The following is a 22,587-nucleotide window of genomic DNA, read 5'->3' on the forward strand; positions in this document are numbered from 1 at the left end:
GCTTCTCTTTAAAGATTAATTTTAAACATTTTCAAAATAGGTGTCCGGGTCAAGCGGATCAAAAAATTCGTTGATCCAAAAATTTGTATAAAGTTCTTCATCACCTATATTCTTTATATTATGTGTATACCAAATTGGCATATCCACATAAGCAGGCTCTTCACCATCCAAATAGAAGTCATGTACTTCGTCCGTTCCTATTCTTCGTAATTGTATCAGCGCCTTTCCTTTAATTACTGCAAAACGCTCAATTTTACGTGTATGGTAATGATTTCCTCTGGTGATACCAGGTACAGTCCGGGAAAATGAAACCTGCCCCCCAACATTTAATCTGATAACTTCTACAAATACACCCCTTGGATCTGTATGCTGAACATATTTAACAGGGTAATGATTTTTAATATCAATATAACATCTAAAAGTATTAAATAGATTTAGCTCAAATGTGGAGCTTAGTTGCGGAACTATACCTTGTTCCAGATATTGTGTTTTATAGTCTTCTAAAAATGATAATATGGTAGTTACTTTGTGTTCATCGGTGTGTGGAATTACCATCAGTTCATTTCCATCACCCTTTCTGAACTCATTAATTATGTTTTTAACTAAATCACCAACATAGATAAGCTTCACTACACCGTCAGTTTCAATTTTTGGCTGTTCGTTATGTGCTAACTGATGGCTGAATGTGGCAATGAACGAATTATAATAGGGTACACCGAAAGGGCCAAAGACATTAGGAATAATAAATCCGGTAAATTTAGCACCTGCTTTTTTCGACCAGCTGATGAAAAGTTCCCGGCCTTCTTTTTTACTTTTACCATATAAGTTATCTTTCTCTTCTTGCGATGAAGAAGAAAAAAATACGTGAGCTTTACTTTTAGTAATCTCTAATGCGGTAATAAGCTTATTGACCAAACCTAAATTCGTATCATAAATAACTTGTGGATCATGATGACGGTTCATTGCAGCCAGATGCACGATGATATCGCACTGGCCAACGAATAAATTTAGTTCAGCCTCATTTTCAAAAAATCTCTTTTCAAAATTTACACATTCAAATTCTTCCGGAGAAAGGTTTATTGTATTGTATAAATGCTGGCCTACAAATCCTTCCTGACCGGTTATTCCTATTTTTAATTTCATAAACTTATTTTAACCCAACTTAATTATTCCCAGCGAAAGTAATCGGCAGGATATAGATGATCATCCAATTTAGCATCGGCTATAGCTCTATCAGCATAAACCATAACTTTGGAATCTGGAACAAGTGCTCTAAAACCAGTTGCATAACCCACTGGGATATGAATTACCTGCGGATTATCAGCAGATAAAATGACTGTTTCTATGGCCAAATTTTGATCAGGCTTATCCCAATCATCGATTTTAACCAGTTTCAATTCAAAACTTCCCTGAACTACGCAAAACCAGCGTTGTTCAAGTTTATGTCCTCTCCATCCTCTTCTTACAGTAGTATCTGAGTGGCTGATCATGTACATCCTTTTGACTTCAGACATATCAAAATCATTCACAAAGTAAAGAGTACCCCGGTGATCCGTATGTTGACCGCCACAGATCAGATTAACCTCAAAACTCATTTAAGCAGGATATTGAATAGCAGTCAGGTCACCAAACACTTCTTTCTTAATTAAAGGAAGGTTAGCCAATAATTTCTTCATTCCTTCTACGCCCAATTGTTCTGTATTGTGTGAATGATAATCTTCTATTACAGCAATATCTTTCTCTCCTTCAGAGAAATATTGCGCATAATTTAAATCTCTGTTATCTGCAGGAACGCGATAAAATTCCCCCATGTCTTCAGCTTTAAGCATTTCCTCTCTCGTACAAAGAGTTTCATATAATTTTTCTCCATGACGGGTACCAATAACCTTAATCTCATTATCTGCTTTACACATTTCTTTCAATGCTGCTGCTAAATCACCAATGGTGCCGGCAGGTGCTTTATTCACAAATAAGTCTCCCTGATTCCCATGCTCAAATGCAAATAAAACCAAGTCTACTGCATCTTCTAAAGACATCAGGAAACGTGTCATATTCGGATCTGTAATCGTAATAGCATTGCCTTCTTTAATTTGTTTTAAAAACAAAGGAATCACTGATCCTCTGGAAGCCATCACATTTCCATAACGAGTCAAACATACTGTGGTAAGATTGTCTTTAATATTACGGGAAGCAGCAATAGCTACTTTTTCCATCAATGCCTTAGAAATCCCCATTGCATTTATTGGATAAGCAGCCTTATCTGTACTTAGACAAATCACCTTAACAACTTGATTAGCTACAGCAGCATCAATAACATTTTGTGTTCCAAAAACATTAGTCTTGGTCGCTTCCAGTGGAAAGAACTCACAGGATGGAACCTGCTTTAATGCCGCTGCATGAAAAACATAGTCCACACCTTGCATTGCTCTTTCAATACTTTTATAATCACGTACATCCCCAATATAAAATTTTAATTTAGGATGATTTAAATGATTGCGCATGTCATCTTGTTTCTTTTCATCTCGCGAAAAGATCCTGATTTCTTTAAAATGATCTGTATTTAGGAAGCGATTAAGTACAGCAGAACCAAAAGAACCTGTTCCTCCTGTGATTAATAAAGTTTTATTTTTAAGCATATATATGTTTTTATAAAATCATTGAAGCTATTACAATAACAAGAGAACCCTCTGGTTATTGCCCGGTTTCTAATGAAAAAACTCATCAAAGATAAGTAGGATATATTAATAAGTATATTTATAATAATCTCATTCAATTATTATATCAATTAAAGTTTTTCTTTTTTTTCAGTAAATTAAAATAATTCTGTTCCACCTGTGGCAATAGATATTTCCATATAATTTTCATGATCACATCCTTATCAAGGGTAGTGCCATTTTTAAAGAAACTAAAGAGTTCGTTTAATTTTAGTTTATCATGAACTTCATCTTTATATATATTGAAGTGCAAAGGATATTTAGCAAGCACTTCCTTTGAAGAATCTTCTGTTATAGAACATACATTCAAAATCGGTTTTCCTAAATAAATATACTCTATAATTTTAGATGGCTCCTGGTAGGTATTGCTATTTCCAATATTTACCAGCACACTTGCATTCGATAAAATACCCGGAATATTCTCTCTGGAAGTCATCCCATGAATAAATAATGATTTATTCAATAAAAAATCATACTTGGCAAATACATCATTACATTGCGTTGTATTCCCGTAAAAATGCAATTCTAATTCACAACCATCCTCATTAAGATTGACCAGGTTATTAAATAATTCCAGTAAATATTCAGGTGATCTTACAACTGGTACTACTGTTCCAACAAATACAAGCTTAATCTTTCTAGATTTAGTATTGTTTTCAGGAACTTCAACTGGTACAAACAAATTATGATTAACTACAATTTTATCCGCAATAGCGGGATATAACACAGCATATTTTTCCTTTAATTTATCTGTCAATACTGTTATAGTATCGGCTTTCTTTAAGATCTTATTCTCAAGTCTATAACTTTTGGAATCATATAATGCCGTATTGTTAAGTGCTTTACTCAAATAAAAAGGATCTATTGTATCTGCAATCCATTGAATATTGTACTTCTGCTTTAGCTTATATCCAACAACGTGATCGGTGAAGGGCCAGGAAACAGTTATTAAATGAGTTATATTTTCACCCTTAATAAGCTTTTCAGCCATTTTCATCGCAGGAGATAGCCAAAGAAAAGCATGGTCCGGAAAATATAATTTCTTCCAGGTAAGGTTATAGACCTTTCTGATCAGACCTTCCTGAGCGATACCTGTATCAACTTTCGAGATAGCATTATTTTCTGTTATAGAATGTTTAAGAATTTTTGATTTAACTTTCTCAAATAAAGACCTCCCTGTTCTGTAAATCTTTACACCATCGACCAGCTCAAAATCCAACAGGTTACCTTTGCTGGCACAGACCACAAATATCTCAGCATCTTCTCTCTCAGCCCATGCACGCAGCACATTTTTCCATCTGTAAGTATTAGGTGAATCATCCGGGTAATAATCATAGGTCACTACCAGAATCTTCAACTTATCTTTCTTACTTTCCTTCAACATACTATAATTTGTATTTAAGATCTACCCGAAAATTTTATAAGATTAAACGACTTATCACCATCTTTATCAAATTTCCGATATTCAATAATGAGGTAACAATAAATGAGCATAATAAGTCTGAAACTAGGGATAACAGCAATAACTATTCCTTTTACGTTCGTCAAAACAATTGTAAATAAGAATAATAAAATCAACCAGAAGTATTCTTTGATCAGGAATTTTAATCTCCATATCATCACACCTATAAATGAGAAAAGAATAAAAAGGTAGGTCAGACCGCCGTAATTTAATTGAATAAGATAACCTATATCAGAATTGGCACTCTTTGAAATAAAGATATTTTCTCCGGTTCCTATGATCCAGCTGCCCAGGTCCCGCGGAAGTACAGCCATTTCTCCGAATAGTGTATTAAATGTATTTCCATCAGAGCTACTTTTATTACCCGTTAAAAAATCCGAAGATTGAGTAAAAAAGTCGAAAGCCCATTCTAAAGTTTTAGCATATTCAGAAAACAGGTCAGTTTGAAATACCAGGAAATACAATAGGAATCCTACACCAAGAAAAATCATTATAAATCTCACATTGAATTTGATAATAACAAAATATACCAAACTAAAAATAACCGGAACAAATCCAATTCTGGCATTAAACAAGATCGAGATTAAAATGAAAGGGAGAAACCAGAGATATCGGGGATTATATTTTGAATAATAAATGATCAGGGCAAAAATAAGGCCCTGAGCAGTTCCATACGCGAAAGTTAATCCTTCTGAAAGCCCAAATGATCTGAAAGTTATAAACTCAGAAAACTCATTCGTTCTTAATAAAGTATATCTTACAATATCATCCAGACCAGGGGAAACGATCAATATAATCGTAAAAAATGCCGCTATAACCCCTAATAAAACGGTCTCTTTGATTAGATTATAACGGCCTTTTAGATGAGAGTATAATGTAATAACATAATAAGGGACAACTATTGATTGCAAGAGCAAAAACACATTGGTTTTCAAGAAAACATTTTCAGGCTGCCCCAGTTCCCGAAAGAAACAGAAAAGAACGATGGCAAACAGCACAAATAATTCATTCTTAAAATTACTTAATAAGTCATTCCAGCGGCTATAAATTGTGATATAAATCACTGCTGGAATTGTCATTATTTCCAGCGGTAACAGTGGGGAAAACGCGAATGGAGGATCATAAATATACAAATAGAGAAGAATCAGGAAACCAATATATTTAGTCCTGTCCAAAAAAGAATTCTTATTCGTTATCGACTCTGGCATTCTTACTATTTTCTAATTTTATTTAAGATCTTTTCACAAAATAACCGGGGCATTAAAAATAAGGCCAGTAACGGGCTTTTCCTCCGCAATTTCAGGAATCTAATCTCATTGTGAAGCTTCCTTATTTTAGTGGTGACCAGGCCATCATAACGATGTTCTGTTTCCTCATTAAAATGCTGAAGCAACTGAATATGCTGATTAGCCACAAATTCAATTTTACCGCCCACTACTGCTGACATACTGGAGCCCCCAAGATCAATTCTATAAACCGATAGTGATTCTGCCAGAAATTTTATCTTGCCCTTAGCCATTAATAATAGGGCTAAGGTAAAGTCTATGCTATAGATATTTTTAACCCATTCTGGTAATGGCTTAATAAATTCAGCTCTGATAACCATGCTGGCAGTTGGAATAACCCAACTGTTAATAATCGTTGCCATATCAAAATCAACGTCATTATATATATTTGAAAAATCACGTGTATTTTGACTTTTATCTTCATATACAACTTTAGCATTATGGCAGCACATGGAATAATCCTCATTTGCCTCTAAAAAATCAATTTGTTTTTGAAGCTTATGTACATCAGTCCAATAATCATCTCCTTCACAGATGGCTATATATTTTCCAGAACACTCATTGAATGCAAAAAGGATATTGGGTAATCCTCCTAAATTAACTTTATGCTGAAAGTATTTAATTCTTTTACCATTGGGATGCTCATCAATACATTTTTGAATCTCAAGGCCGGTATTATCCGGTGAACAATCGTCTGAAATGACAAGTTCATATTCAAAATTAGTTTCTTGCATCAAAACACCTTCAATCGCCTGACGGATAAATTTCTTATGGTTATAAGAAATCATACATATTGAAACTAATGGCAGGGAACTATCACTCATGATTATTGTAATTATATTTTAAGCTGATCAAGGAAATCATTAAGTTATAATGCGGACATTACAGCTTAATAATTGATATTATTCTATCTAAATCTTCCGTTGACAATTCATGATGCAATGGTAAACAGATTACTTGAGAAGCCGCCTTATTCGCAACAGGAAGATTTTGAACTCCTGCGGATGGTAAGCCCTTATAGGTAGAGAAACTGCTTATCAAAGGATAAAAATAACGTCTGCCTAATACATTGTTATCTTTCATTTTCTGATATAAACTATCTCTGCTCATCCCAAATTTTTGCTCATCTATAAAAATTGGAAAATAAGAGTAATTAGAAACCACATTGTCAAAATCAGCCATAAAAGTTAGCCCATCTATATCTTTTAGTTTCGCTCTGTATTTGTCCGCTGCTACTTTTCTGCTTTCAATGGCACGCTCAACATATTTCAGTCCTAATAAACCATAAGCCGCCTGTACCTCATTCATTTTCGCATTTATTCCAGGAGCCACAACAGTTACTTCGTCAGCAAATCCGAAATTTTTAAGATAGTCTATCCGCTGCTTCATTTTTTCGTCGTGGCATATAATCGCTCCGCCCTCAATAGTAGAGTACGTTTTGGTAGCATGGAAACTTAAAATACTTAAATCACCATAGTTCAAAACAGATTCACCATCTTTTTTAACTGCAAATGCATGAGCTGCATCATAGATTATTTTCAAACCATAAGTATCTGCTATTTTTTGAATTGCATCCATGTCACAAGGTGTACCATAAACATGGACAGGCATAATTGCCGTAGTCATGGGAGTAATTGCTGCTTCTATTTTAGCTGGATCAAGATTAAGTGTTACAGGATCAACATCAACAAAAACAGGTTTTATATTATTCCACCACAAAGAATGGGTAGTCGCTACAAAGCTATATGGCGAGGTAATAACCTCACCAGTAATTCTTAATGCTTGTAGCGCAGTAACCAGCCCTAAGGTTCCATTTGAAAATAAAGAAATATACTTAACGCCAAGAAACTCGCACAATTCTTTCTCCAGTTGCTGATGATAATGGCCATTGTTAGTTAACCATTTTCTTTTCCAAATATCCTCCAGATAAGGTACAAATTCATCCAATGGTGGAAGTAAGGGCGTCGTTACTGTAATTAATTTTTCGTTCATAAATTCCTTTTTAATAGTTTTTCCAGAATAGATTTCATTTCCAGGTATTCAGAAAGTTTAACAATCTCGCACAGGCCAATTGTTAAAAGAATGCCTGCTGCAAATTGCATGGACAAAATAGCCCAGTTCGATATCGTAAGAAGCGTAAAAGTCCACATTATTGATGATACAATCAAAGCAATAATCAAACCCGGAATAATATCTTTAAGTTGTTCTTTGGTAGAATATTTCAAAAATGGTGCAGAGAAATAGCTATTTAAGAAATAGGACAAAATAGAAGCGATCACACTTCCCCAAAGCATATATTGTATTCCCATAAAGATTCCGGCCAAAATCACCGGGACCGCTATGAATTTTTTCATGACCTCAAGTTTCAATATAATCCCTGAATGCCCCTTCACATTCAGAATATTTAAATTAATTGCATGCAAAGGATATAACATTTCACTTAAACAAATAATTTGTAGAAATGGAACTGCCATCAGCCATTTTTCCCCTATTAAAATAATAATTAGCGGCTTTGCTATTGCTGCCAGTCCCAGCATCAAGGTAAATGTAACAAGCATAGTACTTTTGATAACTTTTCTATAAGCTTCTTTCAACCTTGGAATATCATCTTGAATAGAGCTGAGTACAGGATAACTTACACGCTGAATGATAACCGTTAAATTTGACGAGAAGATAATAGAAAATTGCTCCGCCCGGCTGTACTGACCAAGTTCATAAGCAGAGTAATATCTTCCAATAATCAGGTAATATATATTCTTATAAATAGTATCAATTAGTCCGGAAACTAATAATTTACTACCAAAATTGAACATTTCGTTAAAGCTCTTTTTAGAAAATTCAATCTTAGGCCACCAAATGTTTAATGCCCACATCAAAACAGTGTATAAAAGCTGTTTAGATAGAATCTGACCAACAAGACTCCAAACACCAAATCCATAATAAGCCATGCCTATTCCCACTATTCCGCTCAATAAAGAAGCAGCCAGGGAAATCTTGGTTTGCAGCTTAAAATTTATGTTTTTAGTTAATATAGTTCTATGGATAATAGATAAGGCATTGATAATAAGAATCGAAGCCATAACACGTGTTACATTAACGAGTCTTGGTTCTTTAAAAAATTCACCTATATATGGAGAAGAAAAAAATAAAACAAGAAAAAGGACAAATCCAATCGCCAGATTAAAAAAAAACACGGTATTATAATCTATACCTTTTACGTCAATTTTGCGAATTAATGCCTGGCTAAATCCACTATCGATAATCGAATTGGAGACTGCGATAAAAACAGTGATCATTCCCAATATCCCAAACTCTGCGGGTGACAACAGTCTCGCAAGCACAATGCCTACAATAAATGTAATTCCAGAATTGGCTATATTATCAACAAAACTCCATGCAACTCCTTTAATCGCCTTATCCTTCAGTACACTCATGCTTTTGCTTTTTTCTAACAGTTAGGTCAAACTACTTCTAATCTTCTTTCTAACTATTAAAAGAATAGCAATCAAAACCCCAAACAAGAAGGCTCCAAATACAGCACCTTTAATTTTTCCAATATGACTTTTCTCCAATGGCAGAACAGGTTCATCAATTAATTGAATCAGCGGAGTCTCTTGTCTTAGAGAAACCTTGGCTATTTCCAGATTTTTGATTAATTCAGTTAAGATTGCTTTGTTACTCTCAGAAGAAAACTGAGACTTCTGAACGGGTGCACTACGAAGCAATAACCTTGTAGGATTTAAGTTAGGAGTAGCATCAATTACTGAAGCCGCGCTATAAATGGCTCCATTCATAACTGACCTTACAGAATCTGTCTGGTGTTGTAAATTGGCAATATTATATATTGATCTTTTAGTTTTAGTCTCAATGTAAAATTTACTTACTGTAGATACGATTTCATCGCTAAATCCTTTTGCAAATGCTTCGTCTTTACATCGAACCTCAACTTTAATAATGCTTGATTTCTTATCTGGCTTTACTACATTCAGATAGTTAATTCTGATTGACTTTACAATTTCTCCAATTAAACTATCCTGTACCAGATTAGGTTTCATATTAACAGCAAACTGGACATTCTGGGTTCTCGGATCTTTTTTCCAGGACTCCTGCAAATTATTAAATCCAATATACCTGTTAATTAGTAATTCCTTTTTATTCTCATAAGTTGACTCACTTAATAAGGCTTTTTGTATCATCGAGCGGGATTTGTATAACTCTATGATATTATCTCCAGCAAACAGACCACCACCGCTTCCGCCGATATCAATACCGACCATAGATGCAATACCGGCATACTGCCCCAGACCACCGCCGCTTCCCCCCTCTTCCAATACAAACACTGTCGTTGCAGTATATAAAGGTTTATTATACTTGGCATATATAAAACCAAGAATTGCTCCCACAACAACTGTCACTGATACTATAACCCACTTAGATAATAAATATTGATATAGCTCCCTTATATTTAAGATAAATTCCTTTACTGAATCTTCCTCAGCCGGGTTATTACCGATTTTTTTTTCTTCCATATTGCGCTTTTCCAAGCTCATTACTTAATTAATTAACAAATTCCAGATAAAATATCTTTTATCCTATTATCGCAATATTAGTACTAATGCTGTAATCAAACCTGATAAAGCTGCAGAAACAGCAGCAATCCCTGCCACACCAAACTTTTCACGAGGAGCACGCTTAGGAACAAAAATCTCTGCTCCCGGCTTAACTACCGGATAATTATTAAAGAACAGGAACTTACTTCCTGCATCTACAGATCCATTAGCATACTGAATATAAGCACTTTTTTTATTCGCATTATAGGTAAAACCACCAGCACCGTTAATATATTGCTTCATACTCTTATTTGGACTGTAAACAATATTCGTTGGTCTGAGTACTTCGCCGGTTACCCTAACAGTTTGTAATTGCTTAGGTATCCTGATTACATCTCCATCCTCCATTAGTAAATCATACTTTGAAGCAGGGGACTTTAATATTTTAACAAGATCAATGCCGACCAGGTCACTTCCTAAGATTTTCACCTCCTGAATAAGTTGTGCCGTATCTTGTACACCAGCTCCCTGCAGCCTTTTTAAATTGGCCATTTTCTGCATTTCCTCTTCTTCCTTATCGATTGCATTCTTATTGGAGGCAGATTTTCCACCAACTAGCTTTCCATTTTTATCTCTTTTTAATTCTTCTTCTATGCTCTTTTCGGGGCCAGGTCGTTTTAACGATGCACCTTCAGCAAAAGAAAGTACAGTTAAACCTCCGGCGCGTTTAATGATATCAGAAATACGCTCGTCTTTTCTTGTGATGGTATAGATACCTGGATAAAGTACTTCTCCTTCAACTTTAACCTGTTGCTGCACACGGTATCCTTCAGAACTTCTGATAGACACAATATCAAATGGCTGCAATACAAAAGTTGTATCCTGTAACTTCAGATCTCCGGAAATTTTAACATTTAATATTTCAGCTGTTTTTGATGAAATTGAATTTGCATCTGCATTTTTTATTCTTCTGGCAATCTCAATACGATTCGGAGTTGCTCCTTCTTTAAATCCACCAGCCATCTGTATCAGGGATTCCAAAGTCATTCCATCTGCATAATCAAATAAACCTGGCTTTCTAACCTCACCTTTGATATCTACCTTATATTCTTCACGCAAATCAAAAATAGACGAGATAGTCACTTTATCTTCTCTTCTCAAAGTAATATCCGGCTCTGTTCCTTTCAGAACCTTATCTACATCAAAAGATAATAAAGCCAGACTATTGTCCGGATTAAGCCGTGAAATGTAACCTCTGTTTAAGAAAGCATCCTCCTTCAATCCATCTGCCTTTTGGATAAGTTGTTTTAAAGTCAGGCCATTTTCCAGCTCATAAGGGCCTGGACGAAATACAGCTCCTACAATTTCAACTCTATTTGCAAAACGATCCAAAATAGCTTCTACCAAATATTTATCGCCATTTAACGGATTATATTTCTTGAAATCATCTGCATTCACATCAGTAATCCGTCTCTCTTTATTGGTATTTTGTAATACTTTAATTTTAGCCGTATACGCTTTATTTGAGAATCCACCGGCAAAAGAGATTACATCCTCCAGTGATTCATTATTTAATACTTCATATAATGCAGGTCTTTTTACTTCACCAGACATTTCCACTCTGGTTTGATAAACAGGAATATTAATTACATCCTGATCTTGTAGGCGGATATTTCCTGTTTGCACTCCATTTAACAGAAAATTATAAACATCAATAGTAGAAACGATCTTATTGTTACGGATCACCTGTATCTTTCTGAATGAACCGTTATCATTAGGGCCACCAGATGCACTTAATGCATTAAAAACTGTTGACAAAGATGATAAAGTATAAGAACCCGGTTTAACAACCTCTCCTAAAAGCGTAATTTTAATACTTCTGATATTCCCCAGATTGACAGAGACATTCGTTCTTCCATTTTTTAAAGCAGGATAAGTCCTGGACATCACCGAACGGATTTTGGATGTTGCCTGTTCAATAGACAAGCCGCCTACCTGAACCAGTCCAACATATTGCATGCGGATATTTCCATCAGGGCTTACCTGAAGTTTATAATTTGCTTCATTGTCACCTGTCAGATCAACCAGCAGCTGATCATCAGGACCAATAATATAACTTTTCGGTGTAGCCATTCTCATATTAGGCTCAAACCTTATATCATCATTTTTAAAAAGCTCAGCTCCAAATATTTTAGGGATTAAATTCCCAAAAGCATCCCTTAAATCAGTTTTAGCCTTATTATTAAGGTTGCCTCTTCTTCTGCTGGTTGAATCAGTATCTTCATAAGTCCGCTCTGAAAAATCATCCGTAGCCTGGACATTCACCTTATTATCTGATGTATTTGTTTTTCTGATTTTAGCTACACGGGCACGTAATTTTACGATCTCTGCGGGTTTCATACCTTGTGCAGCTGCCATTTGTTCTAATTGCGCATCATTATATCCAACAGACTCCGCACGTTGCATCAGTTGAGCAATCTGAGCCTCAGTTAATTCATCAACTTTTACATCAGAATAATTTGTTTGCGCATAACCTTGCTGACAAACTATTAAACAAGATAGAAACAGGAATGCAACTATTATTTTTTTAAAATTCATAAGGTAACCAGTAATATATATTTTATAACTATTCGAAATGATTTAAGGTATTAAAGCCGCCATCTTTCAAATATTCGTCCTTTTTCATTAATTGTAAATCAGCATGTACCATTTCTTTAACCAACATAGGCAGATCATACTTCGGTATCCACCCTAACTGTGTTTTGGATTTTGTCGGATCCCCTAATAATAAATCAACTTCAGTTGGCCTGAAATATTTTGGGTCTACACTTACCACAGTTGTTCCCGGCTTCAAATAAAGATCATTTAAACCTAAAGATAAAATAAGATCCTGATCAATGTCTATAATAACACCTTTTTCGTTCTCATCTTTTCCGCTAAATTCTATTTCAATTCCCAATTCTGCAAAACTCATCTTCACGAAATCCCGCACAGTTGTTGTTACACCTGTGGCAATCACAAAATCTTCTGCTTTCTCTTGTTGAAGGATCAACCACATAGCCTCTATATAGTCTTTAGCATGGCCCCAGTCTCTTTGCGCTGAAAGATTCCCCAGATATAGACATTTTTGCAAACCTAAAGCGATCTTACTCGCCGCCCTTGTAATTTTACGTGTAACAAATGTCTCTCCCCTTAACGGGCTTTCATGGTTAAATAAAATTCCGTTGCAAGCAAACATACCATAGGCCTCCCTGTAATTTACAGTAATCCAATATCCATATATTTTAGCAACAGCATAAGGTGACCTGGGATAAAAAGGTGTACTCTCACTCTGGGGCACAGCCTGTACCAAACCATACAGCTCAGAAGTAGATGCCTGATAAATTTTCGTCTTTTTCTCTAACCCAAGAATCCGTACTGCCTCTAGCAGGCGCAAAGTACCCAGACCATCGGCATTAGCAGTATATTCAGGCATTTCAAAACTCACCTGTACATGACTCATTGCTGCAAGGTTGTAAATTTCATCAGGCTGAACTTCCTGAATAATACGAATTAGATTTGTAGAATCCGTAAGATCACCAAAATGTAGTTTAAAGTTGACCCCGTGTTCGTGTTGGTCCTGGTATAAATGATCAATTCGCTCTGTATTAAACAAAGATGATCTTCTTTTAAGTCCATGTACGAAATATCCTTTTTTCAAAAGAAATTCTGCAAGATAGGCTCCATCCTGTCCTGTAACACCGGTTATTAGGGCAACTTTCATTAAGTTAATATTTTTTTTATGTAGGGGTCAAAGATAAATGAATTATTTGATTACTGAGAAATATATGACAGATGAAAGCACTTATAAATTTTGTATACAGAAATTCAAACTATCTCTCCAATAAGGTATTTCAATTCCCATTACAGATTTGATCTTTGTTTTATCCATGACCGAATAATGGGGCCGTTTTGCTTTAGTCACAAAGACAGAAGAAGTAACAGGCAAGACCTTCATATCAATTTCAGCAAACTCAAAAACAGCTTTTGCAAAATCATACCACGAAGCGACACCTTCGTTACTATAATGATAGACACCATAAACATTTTTGTCATTTTTTATGATGTTCACAATAACCTTTGCTAAATCTACCGCATAAGTAGGAGTACCTACCTGGTCATAAATAACCTGGAGCTGATCCTTGCTCTGCGCAAGTTTTAACATCGTTTTTACGAAATTATTAGCTTTCTCTGAATATAACCAACTGGTCCTTATAATATAATACTTCGCCATGACCTGCTGAATTTGAAGTTCACCATTTAACTTGGATAAACCATAAGCATTAACAGGACTAGTGGGTCTGTCTTCTGTCAAAGGAATACCCGAATTTCCATCAAAGACAAAATCAGTAGAAATATGCAGAAGCGTTGTATCATAAGCCAGGCAATTTTCTGCAAGTCTTTTTACTGCAAACTCATTCACTTCAAAAGCACGATCCAGATCTTCTTCAGCCCGGTCTACTTCAGTATATGCAGCACAATTGATACAATATAAAGGCTTAAATTGTTCAAATAACCGCTTTACATCTTCACCACTTACAAAATCCAGATCAGATCTGGAAAGAAATATATAGTTAAAAATCTCTTCTCTCCCGGAAACAACTTCATTCAGGCACTGCCCAAGTTGTCCGCTTCCGCCAATTACAATAATATTTCTCTTCATTAATTTTTGTTCCCAATGTGAAATTGAATACCTACCGATACAGGATTTAATAAATATTCCGTTTTATGGAATTTATTCAGAGAACGTACATTTGTCACATCCTGAGGGACAGATTCCTGGCGTTCATAAGAATAAAAGAATTCCAGATTACTTTCAACGAAGATAGAAATTTCTTTAATAGGGCTGATTTTTATCCCAAGAACAGGTGTGATTGTAAAACCTTCTTTAGTAGCGATTACCTGATTTGCAGGAATCATATTATCCTGGGAACCTAATATTGGGTTTATATTTATAGAGGTTCCTTCGAACTTATTTGATCTGTATCCTAAATCAAGAGCGAAGTAAGGCTGGACCCTGGAATAAGTGAAGTTTTTCTCAAAACCAATTTTAAAAGAATAATCTTTCATCTTTCCACTAACAGATTCACAGCTCTCACAGTTGTTTAAGAAGTTAATATTCTTATTCATATAGCTGCCATTCAATCTGTAACTAAATAGTTTATCATTAAATTTCAAGAGTAAACTATTAAAAGAACTATTTAAATAGCTATTCCCAGTAGTCTGATTCATTATTTTTGGCATCTGCATGTAGCTATATCCTCTAACCCCAACACTGTAGAGGTAATCACCATTAGATTGCGAATAAGCCATTGTGGAAAGCGCTAGAAAAAAAATAATCAGGTAAGTCTTTATCATAAATATATAGGGACAAAGTTTAAAGTACTGAATAAAATACATTTCATCTTTAAACTATATTAAATCTTAATAATGCAATAATTCGACCAAATTCTCAAAATTAATTACTTTCATTTGAATTTAACTGTATAGGTATAAGACCTGAAGTTATAAACAATTTTTTTATCTGTTTTAGCTTATTATTCCCCTCCATTACACAACAGAAATACACAACTGGCATTTAAAATTGCAAAAATATGAAAAAAGTGACATTATAATAATGGGAATTCAAAGTTATGGACATTAAATAGAGATGAAAATAATTTCAAATCATATTATTTATTAAAATATAGAGTCGATTATACTTTTTGGGATTCAGATTTTAGCTCGGGCAGACCTGATTTAGCTTCCATTCTTTCCAGTACCCTCTTTCCTAAAGCGATTCCTTTTAACTCAAAAACCTTATAGGTGAAATTTGAAATTATAATTATTCCTCCAAGAATTACAAATACCAATAAGTTATCCCAAATTGCACTTCCCGTTGTAATTACTCTAACAGGAATATTGTTTTCAGTAACCATTGGTGTGAAATTCCTTCCAGACACTTTACTGGCAATCATAGCTGTACTTAAGATGACCAATAATACAGCGAGGTGAATAATATAAATAGAGTAAGATAACTTTCCCAGATAACTGATCGGATTCGACTTTAAAAGTCTGGAAACGATCCCTCTGTCAAAAGCAAAGATGATTACTGTTAAACAAAAAAGAAGGCTGATACAAATTCCCTTATTTTCAAAATTACTTATTATAACTATTATAATAGCTGCAATTGAGATTAATTCCAGCAAATCAAATATAATTTGTGAAATGATTATCTTAGAAATTCTCAAATACACCAGGTAACATAAACAACCGGCAAAGAAACAAGAAAGACCTCTTAATGCTTCCTGCTTAAGAACATCCGAATGAAAAAATAAGGCAATAAATGCGAGAATAGAAAGTGTTCCAAATAAGTATTCTTTCTTTTTCGGTATCCAAAACATTATAAAAGCAAATATTATATACATATAATACTCAACGCTAATACTCCAGGAAACGTAATTATAAGAAAGGGGATTGGCACCCGGCAACCAGGACTGAAGTAAAAACAAATTAGGAAGTATTTGAGATGGGGCATAATCTCCAGTAAAAGCAGCATTATTAAACATTATCCCTTTTTTCTGAGCAAACCACTTTGCAACCTCTAATAGAATAAAAACAAGGAGCATAACCAAATGCAATGGAAACAATCTAAAGGTCCTGCTAATAAAAAAACGCTTGAATCTTTTCAATTCAAACTCTTTCTGACCATAAGTATGGTATAAAACAAATCCGCTTAAGACAAAGAAGAATTCAACAAAAAGATAACTATTTCTAAAAAAATCATGCTTCGCAAAACTGTTCAATACATGGGTATGAAAAATCACAACAAATAAAGCACACAGACCACGAAAACCATCTAAAGCAAGGAATCTTTTCATCGGCGTCAAAACTAATGAAAATTACACTCAAAACCACATCGTTAAATGTAAGAAAACAATAACTTTACACCTCTTCGGATACTCTGACCACACAATCGATTAAATTTCCTATTTCAATAAGTTATCAATTTTAAGACTAAGTTTTTTCGCCCCGATTTCATTTAAATGGTCGGCATCAAAAAAATCCCCAGCTATAAATGACCGATCATTTAATAAATCAAAATATTTTGTGCCCGGATTTTCACGTAAAAACTCACTAATTGTATGAACTGTATTTTTCAATTGACTTTGATTTAACCGGCTTGTGTAAGACTTATATGCGGGGCAGGTAATAAAAACTACCGGTACACTTTTAGTTTTAGCAATTTCAATTATCCGATTAATAACTCCCTTATTTTTATAATATATCAAACTGTCCTTTACGGTTATCGTATGTCTGGCTGCAGAAACCTTTCCTGTTTCTTCTAAATCCTTTTTATATTTGGAGTTATAGGTAAATCCCCAGCCCAATTCACTACAAGTGATTTCAGATTTTTTTTCCAGATAATGGTTCTTCAACCTTGAAAAATTAACACTTAACTTCATATTAATGGGCTCAGAATCATTTAGCAAGTCATGGTCAGGATTAATATTATAGTATATACTGTAATTTTTGACCCTCCATTTTTCTGCACCAGTTCCCAGCGTAGTATATAAAGAAAAATAATCGATTGGAATTACTATAAATTTGAGCCTCGTCAAGCTTTTATTATATTTTTCAAGGATTTCCAGATCATAATCTAGAGGTTGAGAAATATGAGCAGCATTAAAGGATACTTCCTTAATATATACAGGATTAATGCCATAATAAACATGAGAGTTACCAAGAAATAATACTTTTATATCTTTCGCATGCTCGTCTAGATAAGTGCTCTTGTAAGAATAATCATTTGGAATTCTTTTCAACAAAATATCAGCTACAAAACCAAATAAAAGAACAGGAAAAACAAAGAATAAGAGCTGTTTAAAAAACTTTTTCATATCTTAAAATTGAAAATAAATAAATTGTTGTTCTGAGCCCGCACATAAGAATATGATCAATACAATTGCATAATAAAGGCTCCATCTTAGAATTGCAGGTAACTTGATACCAAATTTTGCAATTGCAAATTGCTGTTCACGACCAAGCCATTCTATTACTATAAATACGAAAAGCAATGCAAATAACATTTTGGGTGCGACTGTCGGTATCGTAAATAGAGAATCCGAAAATATTCCGGAGATATAATTTAATGCGTCACCCAAAGTTTCTGTCCTAAAGAAAATCCAGGCAAATACAGTTAAACCAAAAGTTAGCAACATAGAAAATAGTTCCTTAATTGTAGGGAAGTATTTTCCAGATGCGACGATGTCAAGGTTTGTTCTATTCGTTTTAAAGATAATAGAAGGCATAATATATAATGCATTCAGAAAACCCCAAATAATAAAGTTCCAGCTTGCCCCATGCCAAAAGCCACTCACAAGGAAAATAATGAATGTATTCCTGACTTTCATCCACATCCCTCCTTTGCTACCTCCTAAAGGAATATATAAATAATCACGGAACCATGTAGAAAGAGAAATATGCCAGCGTCTCCAGAATTCAGCGATATCCCGGGAAAAGTAAGGAAAAGCAAAATTTCTCAAAAGTTCTATACCAAAAAGTCTTGCAGTTCCTAAGGCAATATCAGAATAACCGGAGAAATCACCGTAAATTTGGAAAGCAAATAATACCGCCCCTAAAATTAGTGTACTCCCGGAGTAATGCGCTGAATTGTTGAAAATCATGTTTGCATATTCAGCACACTGATCGGCAATCACTACTTTTTTAAACAGTCCCCACAATATTTGTCTTAAACCATCTATCGTTTTTGTATAATCAAATTCTCTTTTTTTCTGGATTTGGGGTAACAAATGAGTCGCACGTTCTATAGGCCCTGCAACTAGCAATGGAAAAAAGCTGACAAAAACAGAATAATCAACAAAATTCTTTTCCGCTTTTATTCTGCCTTTATAAATATCTATTACATATGACAAACCATGAAAAGTGTAAAAAGAAATACCAACCGGTAAAATTATCTTTAGCGTCCACGGATTTAAATGCAATCCAAGATAAGAGATTGACTCTGCAAACGACCTGACAAAAAAATTGTAATATTTAAAAATCCCAAGAAATCCGAGATTAACCGATATACTTAGCCAAAACCAAAACTTTTTTATCTTTTGATTCTTAGCATCTGACATCTTGATACCAGTATAATAGTCTAATAATGTGGAGAAGATGAGTAAAAATAAAAATCTCCAATCCCAGCAAGCATAAAAAAAGTAGCTCGACCCCAACAATAAAAGATTTTGAATCTTTAGATTTCTATTTGTTACAAACCAGTATAAAATAAGAACAACAGGTAAAAATATCGCAAAGTTTATAGAGTTAAAAAGCATTATCTTAATTAAGATTATTTATTATTGACCGAAGTAGATTTTCTACTTAAACGCAAAATAAAGTCATTAATTATTAATGTTCAAAATTTAATTAACCCAATAACATATAATAATATTAAATAGCTATTAAAAATATTTTTAATAGCTATTTAAATAACCAGATCCCGTTTTCACCTAAAATCCGGGATCCGATATTTTAAAACCTATTAATTCCTTAACACCTCTTCTATCCGGAAAACCTTTACACCTTCCGGCATTTCCCATTGTAACTCTGCCCCTTGTGGATACCCCAGCATGGCCACACCAATAGGTGATAAAATCGATAAAGTATTATTTTTCCTTTTCGCAAGCTCAGGAGCGACCAGGTTATAAGTAAACTCATTTCCAGAAACCAATTCCTTCACCCTCACCCGGGTATTTACAGTAACTATATCTGCTGGCAGCTCCCTATATAAAACCTGCCTGGCATAACGAAGTTCCAGTTCCAGTTTATCTTCATTGTATTTACTCAGTTTTCTTCTTCTGAGGTGACTTTTTAACAGATCAAAAATGCCCCTGGACAAAACAATCGGCCTGGTATCTATTTTTATTGAACTAGTATTCATATGTGATAATAATGAGGTTATAAAAAAATAAAAAGACAATTAGCCTCAGCCTGCAATACTCAGCTGAGGCATGCTCCTCAAAGTCTTTACAACTCATTTTCAAGGAATGATTCATAATGTTCCAGATTACATTTTATTCCTATAACAGTAATGCAGAAAGCAATAGCCGTAACACTAAGACAAGCCGGGGCTGTAATGCAGTCCTGAAAGAATAAAAAATGATGAAAAGAATTTAAATCAGGTTTATTTCCTGTACCCCATACCTTTAAAAGGCTGGGGCCTGATGAATAAAGTCCTTGCTACTTTTAAGAAATGAATCACCCAAACGATATTGGATAGAAAGAAAACGGCAAAACATAGCCAGTGCGATACGCATTTGTAAGGCGAGCCGCTCGTGGGAAGTTTTATTTAACCATCTAAAAGGATTCATTAATCCAAAGATACCCTAAATGTCCGGATATAAAAAACCCAGTAATTTGCGCCCCAAACTCACTATATTATCTTAAGGATTAAAACAAAGTTAATCACACTAAAATCACTAACCCTTTTACTATTTTAGTCAGTTATTATTTTTTTCCGGGCACTTAGTCACAGAAACGATACAAATCGTCACTAATTCGTCCAATACAGCATCCAGCCACACATTTAACCAAATCCATATAATTCTTAACTACGTAGGTATGGCATGGAGTTTCCGTTGGCCTTTATTTTGCAACATTTCATGTAACAAAAATTATTTTTTGATAAATATCATTTTCTTATCCCCGTTAAAACCTATAACATATGATTCAAAATATTGGAAAAAAGCTTAGAGCAATACGCAATACGCATTGCATTAGCCAGAAAATCGTAGCCGATCAGTTGGGCATATCTGTTACGGCCTACTCTAAAATAGAGACCGGAATAACTGATGTTTCCTTCTATAAAGTTCAGCAAATAGCTGATATATACGGAGTTTCGATAATTGACATGCTTCGTATAGGAGAGAAAGATTCCCAGGACGAGCAGTACCCTGATGTAAAAAAACAATTAGATGAACTGAGTGAGCGTTACAACGATCAACAGAAAAAAATCATTCAATTGTATGAGATCATCAGGACTCAAAAGTCTGCGTCACTTTAAAGCAACACGATAAACTAGTTTCTAACCAACTCCCCATGCAGCGTGTAAGGGGAAAGAAATGCTCAATAAGGGAATTATTTTCCCCATACCCAAAATAAATCCCCACTTTGTGTCGCTTAAAGTAAAGCGGTAAATAAAAAAAGCTTCCCTTCTGATAAAAGAAGAGAAGCTTAGCTATTTGCCTTTTAGCTAATACCACAATCTACTGAAAATCACAGTCAATTTTTTCCTGCTGAGTTTATTTCAGCAGCGGTTCATGCTGCCTTATTTTTCAGAAACCCAACGCCAAAACAAACAACTATCCTCCTGCTGATTCAGATAAAACGGGCGAACAAACTTCTCTTTGTGGCCTGTATAGGTTCGTATTAACCAGGGTATGAGTCCACCTTTTCCTGTAAATACATAGGTTCACTGGAGGCACCCTGTAATAGATATGGATTCATACAGGAGTCATCTCAAAACTGACCAGTTCCAGACCAGTCTAAAAACTTCCCTACAAAAAAGCCTTGCTGTTTTCCACTTCTTAATACCTGGAACAGGAGATTAAGTAAGGAAACAGCAAGGCCGTTTTTTGAGAGACTATTGATTCAGTTAATCTATTTCTGGTAACTTCCGAACAATGCAACAGCTATATCCGGATAATCCGAGATTATACCATCCACTTTCAAATCTGCCATCTTTTTCAAAGACTGCTCATCATTTACGGTCCAGGGCAACACCTTTATACCTGACGCGTGAGCCTCTTTTACAAATTCAGCATCTACCATCAGATAATATGGACTTATAGTGTCAGGCGTGAAACCAAGCTTATCCAGATTAACTTTAAAGCTGTCTTTGTTCGCAATCAGATAAGATAGCTTTTGTTTTGGATATTGCTGATGCAAAACCACCAAAGGCCTAGTATCAAATGATTGTATAGTTACCTTTTTAGTTATGCCTTTAGTTTTAAGCACATCCATTACTAATTTGGCAAACATTTCGGGAGCAGGATGCTCCAGAACATCACCTTCAGCCGAACTCTTGATCTCTATATTATAAGCCACCGGCTTCAAATGATTAGCTTTGACATAAGCCTCCACACTATCAATTAATACTGCTAACAACGGTTTCATCGTTTTTAACTTTTGTTGCTTTGGAAACGAAGCATTGACTTTAGTTCCGCCATCATAGCTCTTAATGATCTCGTACGGCATTTTATATAACAAAAGTGATTTCTCTTCTGCTTTAGTAATTGCTGTACCATCAGGTTTCAGCATGAAATCGGCAGACATATATAAATCATGAGAAACAACTACCTGATTATCCTTAGAAATCACACAATCCAGCTCCAGCGTTCTTACGCCAAGATCAATTGCATGCAGCATGGCTGCAATAGAGTTTTCAGGCATGATTCCTCTTCCACCACGATGGCCTTGTACATCAATTTTTTGCTGGGCAATTGCAGTTGATAAACTAAAAAAACCTACGATTAAAAACAAATATTTCATAT

The 22,587-nt window shown here is 34.7% G+C and carries 19 protein-coding genes; 1 reads left to right on the forward strand and 18 read right to left on the reverse strand.

Features of this window, described 5'->3' with window-relative positions; genetic code table 11:
- Nucleotides 1-21: 21 nt before the first annotated feature.
- The 17 genes from ABIB30_RS19665 to ABIB30_RS19745 all read right to left on the reverse strand — a co-directional run bounded on the left by ABIB30_RS19665 (nucleotide 22) and on the right by ABIB30_RS19745 (nucleotide 19,976).
- Nucleotides 22-1,143: a polysaccharide biosynthesis C-terminal domain-containing protein gene (locus ABIB30_RS19665; protein ID WP_354304743.1), complete on the reverse strand. Its 1,122-nt coding sequence runs from the start codon at nucleotides 1,141-1,143 to the stop codon at nucleotides 22-24.
- A gap of 23 nt (nucleotides 1,144-1,166) precedes the next feature.
- Nucleotides 1,167-1,595, reverse strand: a complete 429-nt coding sequence (locus ABIB30_RS19670) for a WxcM-like domain-containing protein (RefSeq protein WP_354304744.1) — start codon at nucleotides 1,593-1,595, stop codon at nucleotides 1,167-1,169.
- Nucleotides 1,596-2,636, reverse strand: coding sequence for a polysaccharide biosynthesis protein (locus ABIB30_RS19675; protein ID WP_354304745.1), 1,041 nt, complete (start codon nucleotides 2,634-2,636; stop codon nucleotides 1,596-1,598).
- Nucleotides 2,637-2,781: 145 nt separating this feature from the next.
- Entirely contained in the window at nucleotides 2,782-4,098 is a 1,317-nt protein-coding gene (locus ABIB30_RS19680; RefSeq protein ID WP_354304746.1) for a glycosyltransferase family protein, read from the reverse strand.
- A gap of 14 nt (nucleotides 4,099-4,112) precedes the next feature.
- Nucleotides 4,113-5,384 carry a hypothetical protein gene (locus ABIB30_RS19685; RefSeq protein WP_354304747.1) on the reverse strand — a complete coding sequence of 424 codons (1,272 nt, stop codon included), beginning with the start codon at nucleotides 5,382-5,384 and terminating at the stop codon, nucleotides 4,113-4,115.
- A 5-nt stretch (nucleotides 5,385-5,389) separates the two neighbouring features.
- Nucleotides 5,390-6,286 (reverse strand): glycosyltransferase family 2 protein, encoded by an 897-nt coding sequence (locus tag ABIB30_RS19690; protein ID WP_354304748.1) that lies wholly within the window; start codon nucleotides 6,284-6,286, stop codon nucleotides 5,390-5,392.
- 58 nt (nucleotides 6,287-6,344) lie between these two features.
- Nucleotides 6,345-7,454 carry a DegT/DnrJ/EryC1/StrS family aminotransferase gene (locus ABIB30_RS19695; protein ID WP_354304749.1) on the reverse strand — a complete coding sequence of 370 codons (1,110 nt, stop codon included), beginning with the start codon at nucleotides 7,452-7,454 and terminating at the stop codon, nucleotides 6,345-6,347.
- Nucleotides 7,451-8,896, reverse strand: coding sequence for a lipopolysaccharide biosynthesis protein (locus tag ABIB30_RS19700; protein ID WP_354304750.1), 1,446 nt, complete (start codon nucleotides 8,894-8,896; stop codon nucleotides 7,451-7,453). The genes ABIB30_RS19695 and ABIB30_RS19700 overlap by 4 nt, the downstream gene beginning before the upstream one ends.
- A gap of 21 nt (nucleotides 8,897-8,917) precedes the next feature.
- On the reverse strand, nucleotides 8,918-9,991 hold the full coding sequence (locus ABIB30_RS19705; RefSeq protein ID WP_354304751.1) for a Wzz/FepE/Etk N-terminal domain-containing protein: 1,074 nt from the start codon (nucleotides 9,989-9,991) through the stop codon (nucleotides 8,918-8,920).
- 66 nt (nucleotides 9,992-10,057) lie between these two features.
- Entirely contained in the window at nucleotides 10,058-12,610 is a 2,553-nt protein-coding gene (locus ABIB30_RS19710; protein ID WP_354304752.1) for an SLBB domain-containing protein, read from the reverse strand.
- Between the two features lie 28 nt (nucleotides 12,611-12,638).
- A complete protein-coding gene (gene gmd / locus ABIB30_RS19715) occupies nucleotides 12,639-13,775 on the reverse strand; it encodes a GDP-mannose 4,6-dehydratase (protein ID WP_354304753.1) in 1,137 nt (378 codons plus the stop codon).
- Nucleotides 13,776-13,856: 81 nt separating this feature from the next.
- Complete coding sequence (gene rfbD, locus ABIB30_RS19720; RefSeq protein ID WP_354304754.1) at nucleotides 13,857-14,714, reverse strand: dTDP-4-dehydrorhamnose reductase; 858 nt, start codon at nucleotides 14,712-14,714, stop codon at nucleotides 13,857-13,859.
- On the reverse strand, nucleotides 14,714-15,409 hold the full coding sequence (locus ABIB30_RS19725; protein ID WP_354304755.1) for a hypothetical protein: 696 nt from the start codon (nucleotides 15,407-15,409) through the stop codon (nucleotides 14,714-14,716). Before ABIB30_RS19725 ends, rfbD begins: the two co-directional genes overlap by 1 nt.
- A gap of 338 nt (nucleotides 15,410-15,747) precedes the next feature.
- Nucleotides 15,748-16,911, reverse strand: a complete 1,164-nt coding sequence (locus tag ABIB30_RS19730) for an acyltransferase family protein (RefSeq protein ID WP_354304756.1) — start codon at nucleotides 16,909-16,911, stop codon at nucleotides 15,748-15,750.
- Nucleotides 16,912-17,019: 108 nt separating this feature from the next.
- Nucleotides 17,020-17,931, reverse strand: coding sequence for a hypothetical protein (locus tag ABIB30_RS19735; RefSeq protein WP_354304757.1), 912 nt, complete (start codon nucleotides 17,929-17,931; stop codon nucleotides 17,020-17,022).
- Nucleotides 17,932-17,934: 3 nt separating this feature from the next.
- Complete coding sequence (locus tag ABIB30_RS19740) at nucleotides 17,935-18,966, reverse strand: MBOAT family O-acyltransferase (RefSeq protein WP_354304758.1); 1,032 nt, start codon at nucleotides 18,964-18,966, stop codon at nucleotides 17,935-17,937.
- A gap of 611 nt (nucleotides 18,967-19,577) precedes the next feature.
- Nucleotides 19,578-19,976, reverse strand: coding sequence for a GreA/GreB family elongation factor (locus tag ABIB30_RS19745; protein ID WP_354304759.1), 399 nt, complete (start codon nucleotides 19,974-19,976; stop codon nucleotides 19,578-19,580).
- A 783-nt stretch (nucleotides 19,977-20,759) separates the two neighbouring features.
- Here ABIB30_RS19745 and ABIB30_RS19750 point away from each other — a divergent pair.
- Entirely contained in the window at nucleotides 20,760-21,098 is a 339-nt protein-coding gene (locus tag ABIB30_RS19750; RefSeq protein WP_111633099.1) for a helix-turn-helix domain-containing protein, read from the forward strand.
- Nucleotides 21,099-21,694: 596 nt separating this feature from the next.
- Here the strand turns inward: ABIB30_RS19750 and ABIB30_RS19755 are convergent.
- Nucleotides 21,695-22,585, reverse strand: coding sequence for a glycerophosphodiester phosphodiesterase family protein (locus ABIB30_RS19755; RefSeq protein ID WP_354304760.1), 891 nt, complete (start codon nucleotides 22,583-22,585; stop codon nucleotides 21,695-21,697).
- Nucleotides 22,586-22,587: the final 2 nt, after the last annotated feature.

It is taken from the genome of Pedobacter sp. UYP1 (assembly GCF_040547305.1).
GTDB lineage: Bacteria > Bacteroidota > Bacteroidia > Sphingobacteriales > Sphingobacteriaceae > Pedobacter.

Bases quoted from the DNA above. Each gene is read 5' to 3' on its own strand.
- ABIB30_RS19665 (WP_354304743.1), bottom strand. From the start codon at position 1,143: ATGAAATTAAAAATAGGAATAACCGGTCAGGAAGGATTTGTAGGCCAG.
- ABIB30_RS19670 (WP_354304744.1), bottom strand. From the start codon at position 1,595: ATGAGTTTTGAGGTTAATCTGATCTGTGGCGGTCAACATACGGATCAC.
- ABIB30_RS19675 (WP_354304745.1), bottom strand. From the start codon at position 2,636: ATGCTTAAAAATAAAACTTTATTAATCACAGGAGGAACAGGTTCTTTT.
- ABIB30_RS19680 (WP_354304746.1), bottom strand. From the start codon at position 4,098: ATGTTGAAGGAAAGTAAGAAAGATAAGTTGAAGATTCTGGTAGTGACC.
- ABIB30_RS19685 (WP_354304747.1), bottom strand. From the start codon at position 5,384: ATGCCAGAGTCGATAACGAATAAGAATTCTTTTTTGGACAGGACTAAA.
- ABIB30_RS19690 (WP_354304748.1), bottom strand. From the start codon at position 6,286: ATGAGTGATAGTTCCCTGCCATTAGTTTCAATATGTATGATTTCTTAT.
- ABIB30_RS19695 (WP_354304749.1), bottom strand. From the start codon at position 7,454: ATGAACGAAAAATTAATTACAGTAACGACGCCCTTACTTCCACCATTG.
- ABIB30_RS19700 (WP_354304750.1), bottom strand. From the start codon at position 8,896: ATGAGTGTACTGAAGGATAAGGCGATTAAAGGAGTTGCATGGAGTTTT.
- ABIB30_RS19705 (WP_354304751.1), bottom strand. From the start codon at position 9,991: ATGGAAGAAAAAAAAATCGGTAATAACCCGGCTGAGGAAGATTCAGTA.
- ABIB30_RS19710 (WP_354304752.1), bottom strand. From the start codon at position 12,610: ATGAATTTTAAAAAAATAATAGTTGCATTCCTGTTTCTATCTTGTTTA.
- gmd (WP_354304753.1), bottom strand. From the start codon at position 13,775: ATGAAAGTTGCCCTAATAACCGGTGTTACAGGACAGGATGGAGCCTAT.
- rfbD (WP_354304754.1), bottom strand. From the start codon at position 14,714: ATGAAGAGAAATATTATTGTAATTGGCGGAAGCGGACAACTTGGGCAG.
- ABIB30_RS19725 (WP_354304755.1), bottom strand. From the start codon at position 15,409: ATGATAAAGACTTACCTGATTATTTTTTTTCTAGCGCTTTCCACAATG.
- ABIB30_RS19730 (WP_354304756.1), bottom strand. From the start codon at position 16,911: ATGAAAAGATTCCTTGCTTTAGATGGTTTTCGTGGTCTGTGTGCTTTA.
- ABIB30_RS19735 (WP_354304757.1), bottom strand. From the start codon at position 17,931: ATGAAAAAGTTTTTTAAACAGCTCTTATTCTTTGTTTTTCCTGTTCTT.
- ABIB30_RS19745 (WP_354304759.1), bottom strand. From the start codon at position 19,976: ATGAATACTAGTTCAATAAAAATAGATACCAGGCCGATTGTTTTGTCC.
- ABIB30_RS19750 (WP_111633099.1), top strand. From the start codon at position 20,760: ATGATTCAAAATATTGGAAAAAAGCTTAGAGCAATACGCAATACGCAT.
- ABIB30_RS19755 (WP_354304760.1), bottom strand. From the start codon at position 22,585: ATGAAATATTTGTTTTTAATCGTAGGTTTTTTTAGTTTATCAACTGCA.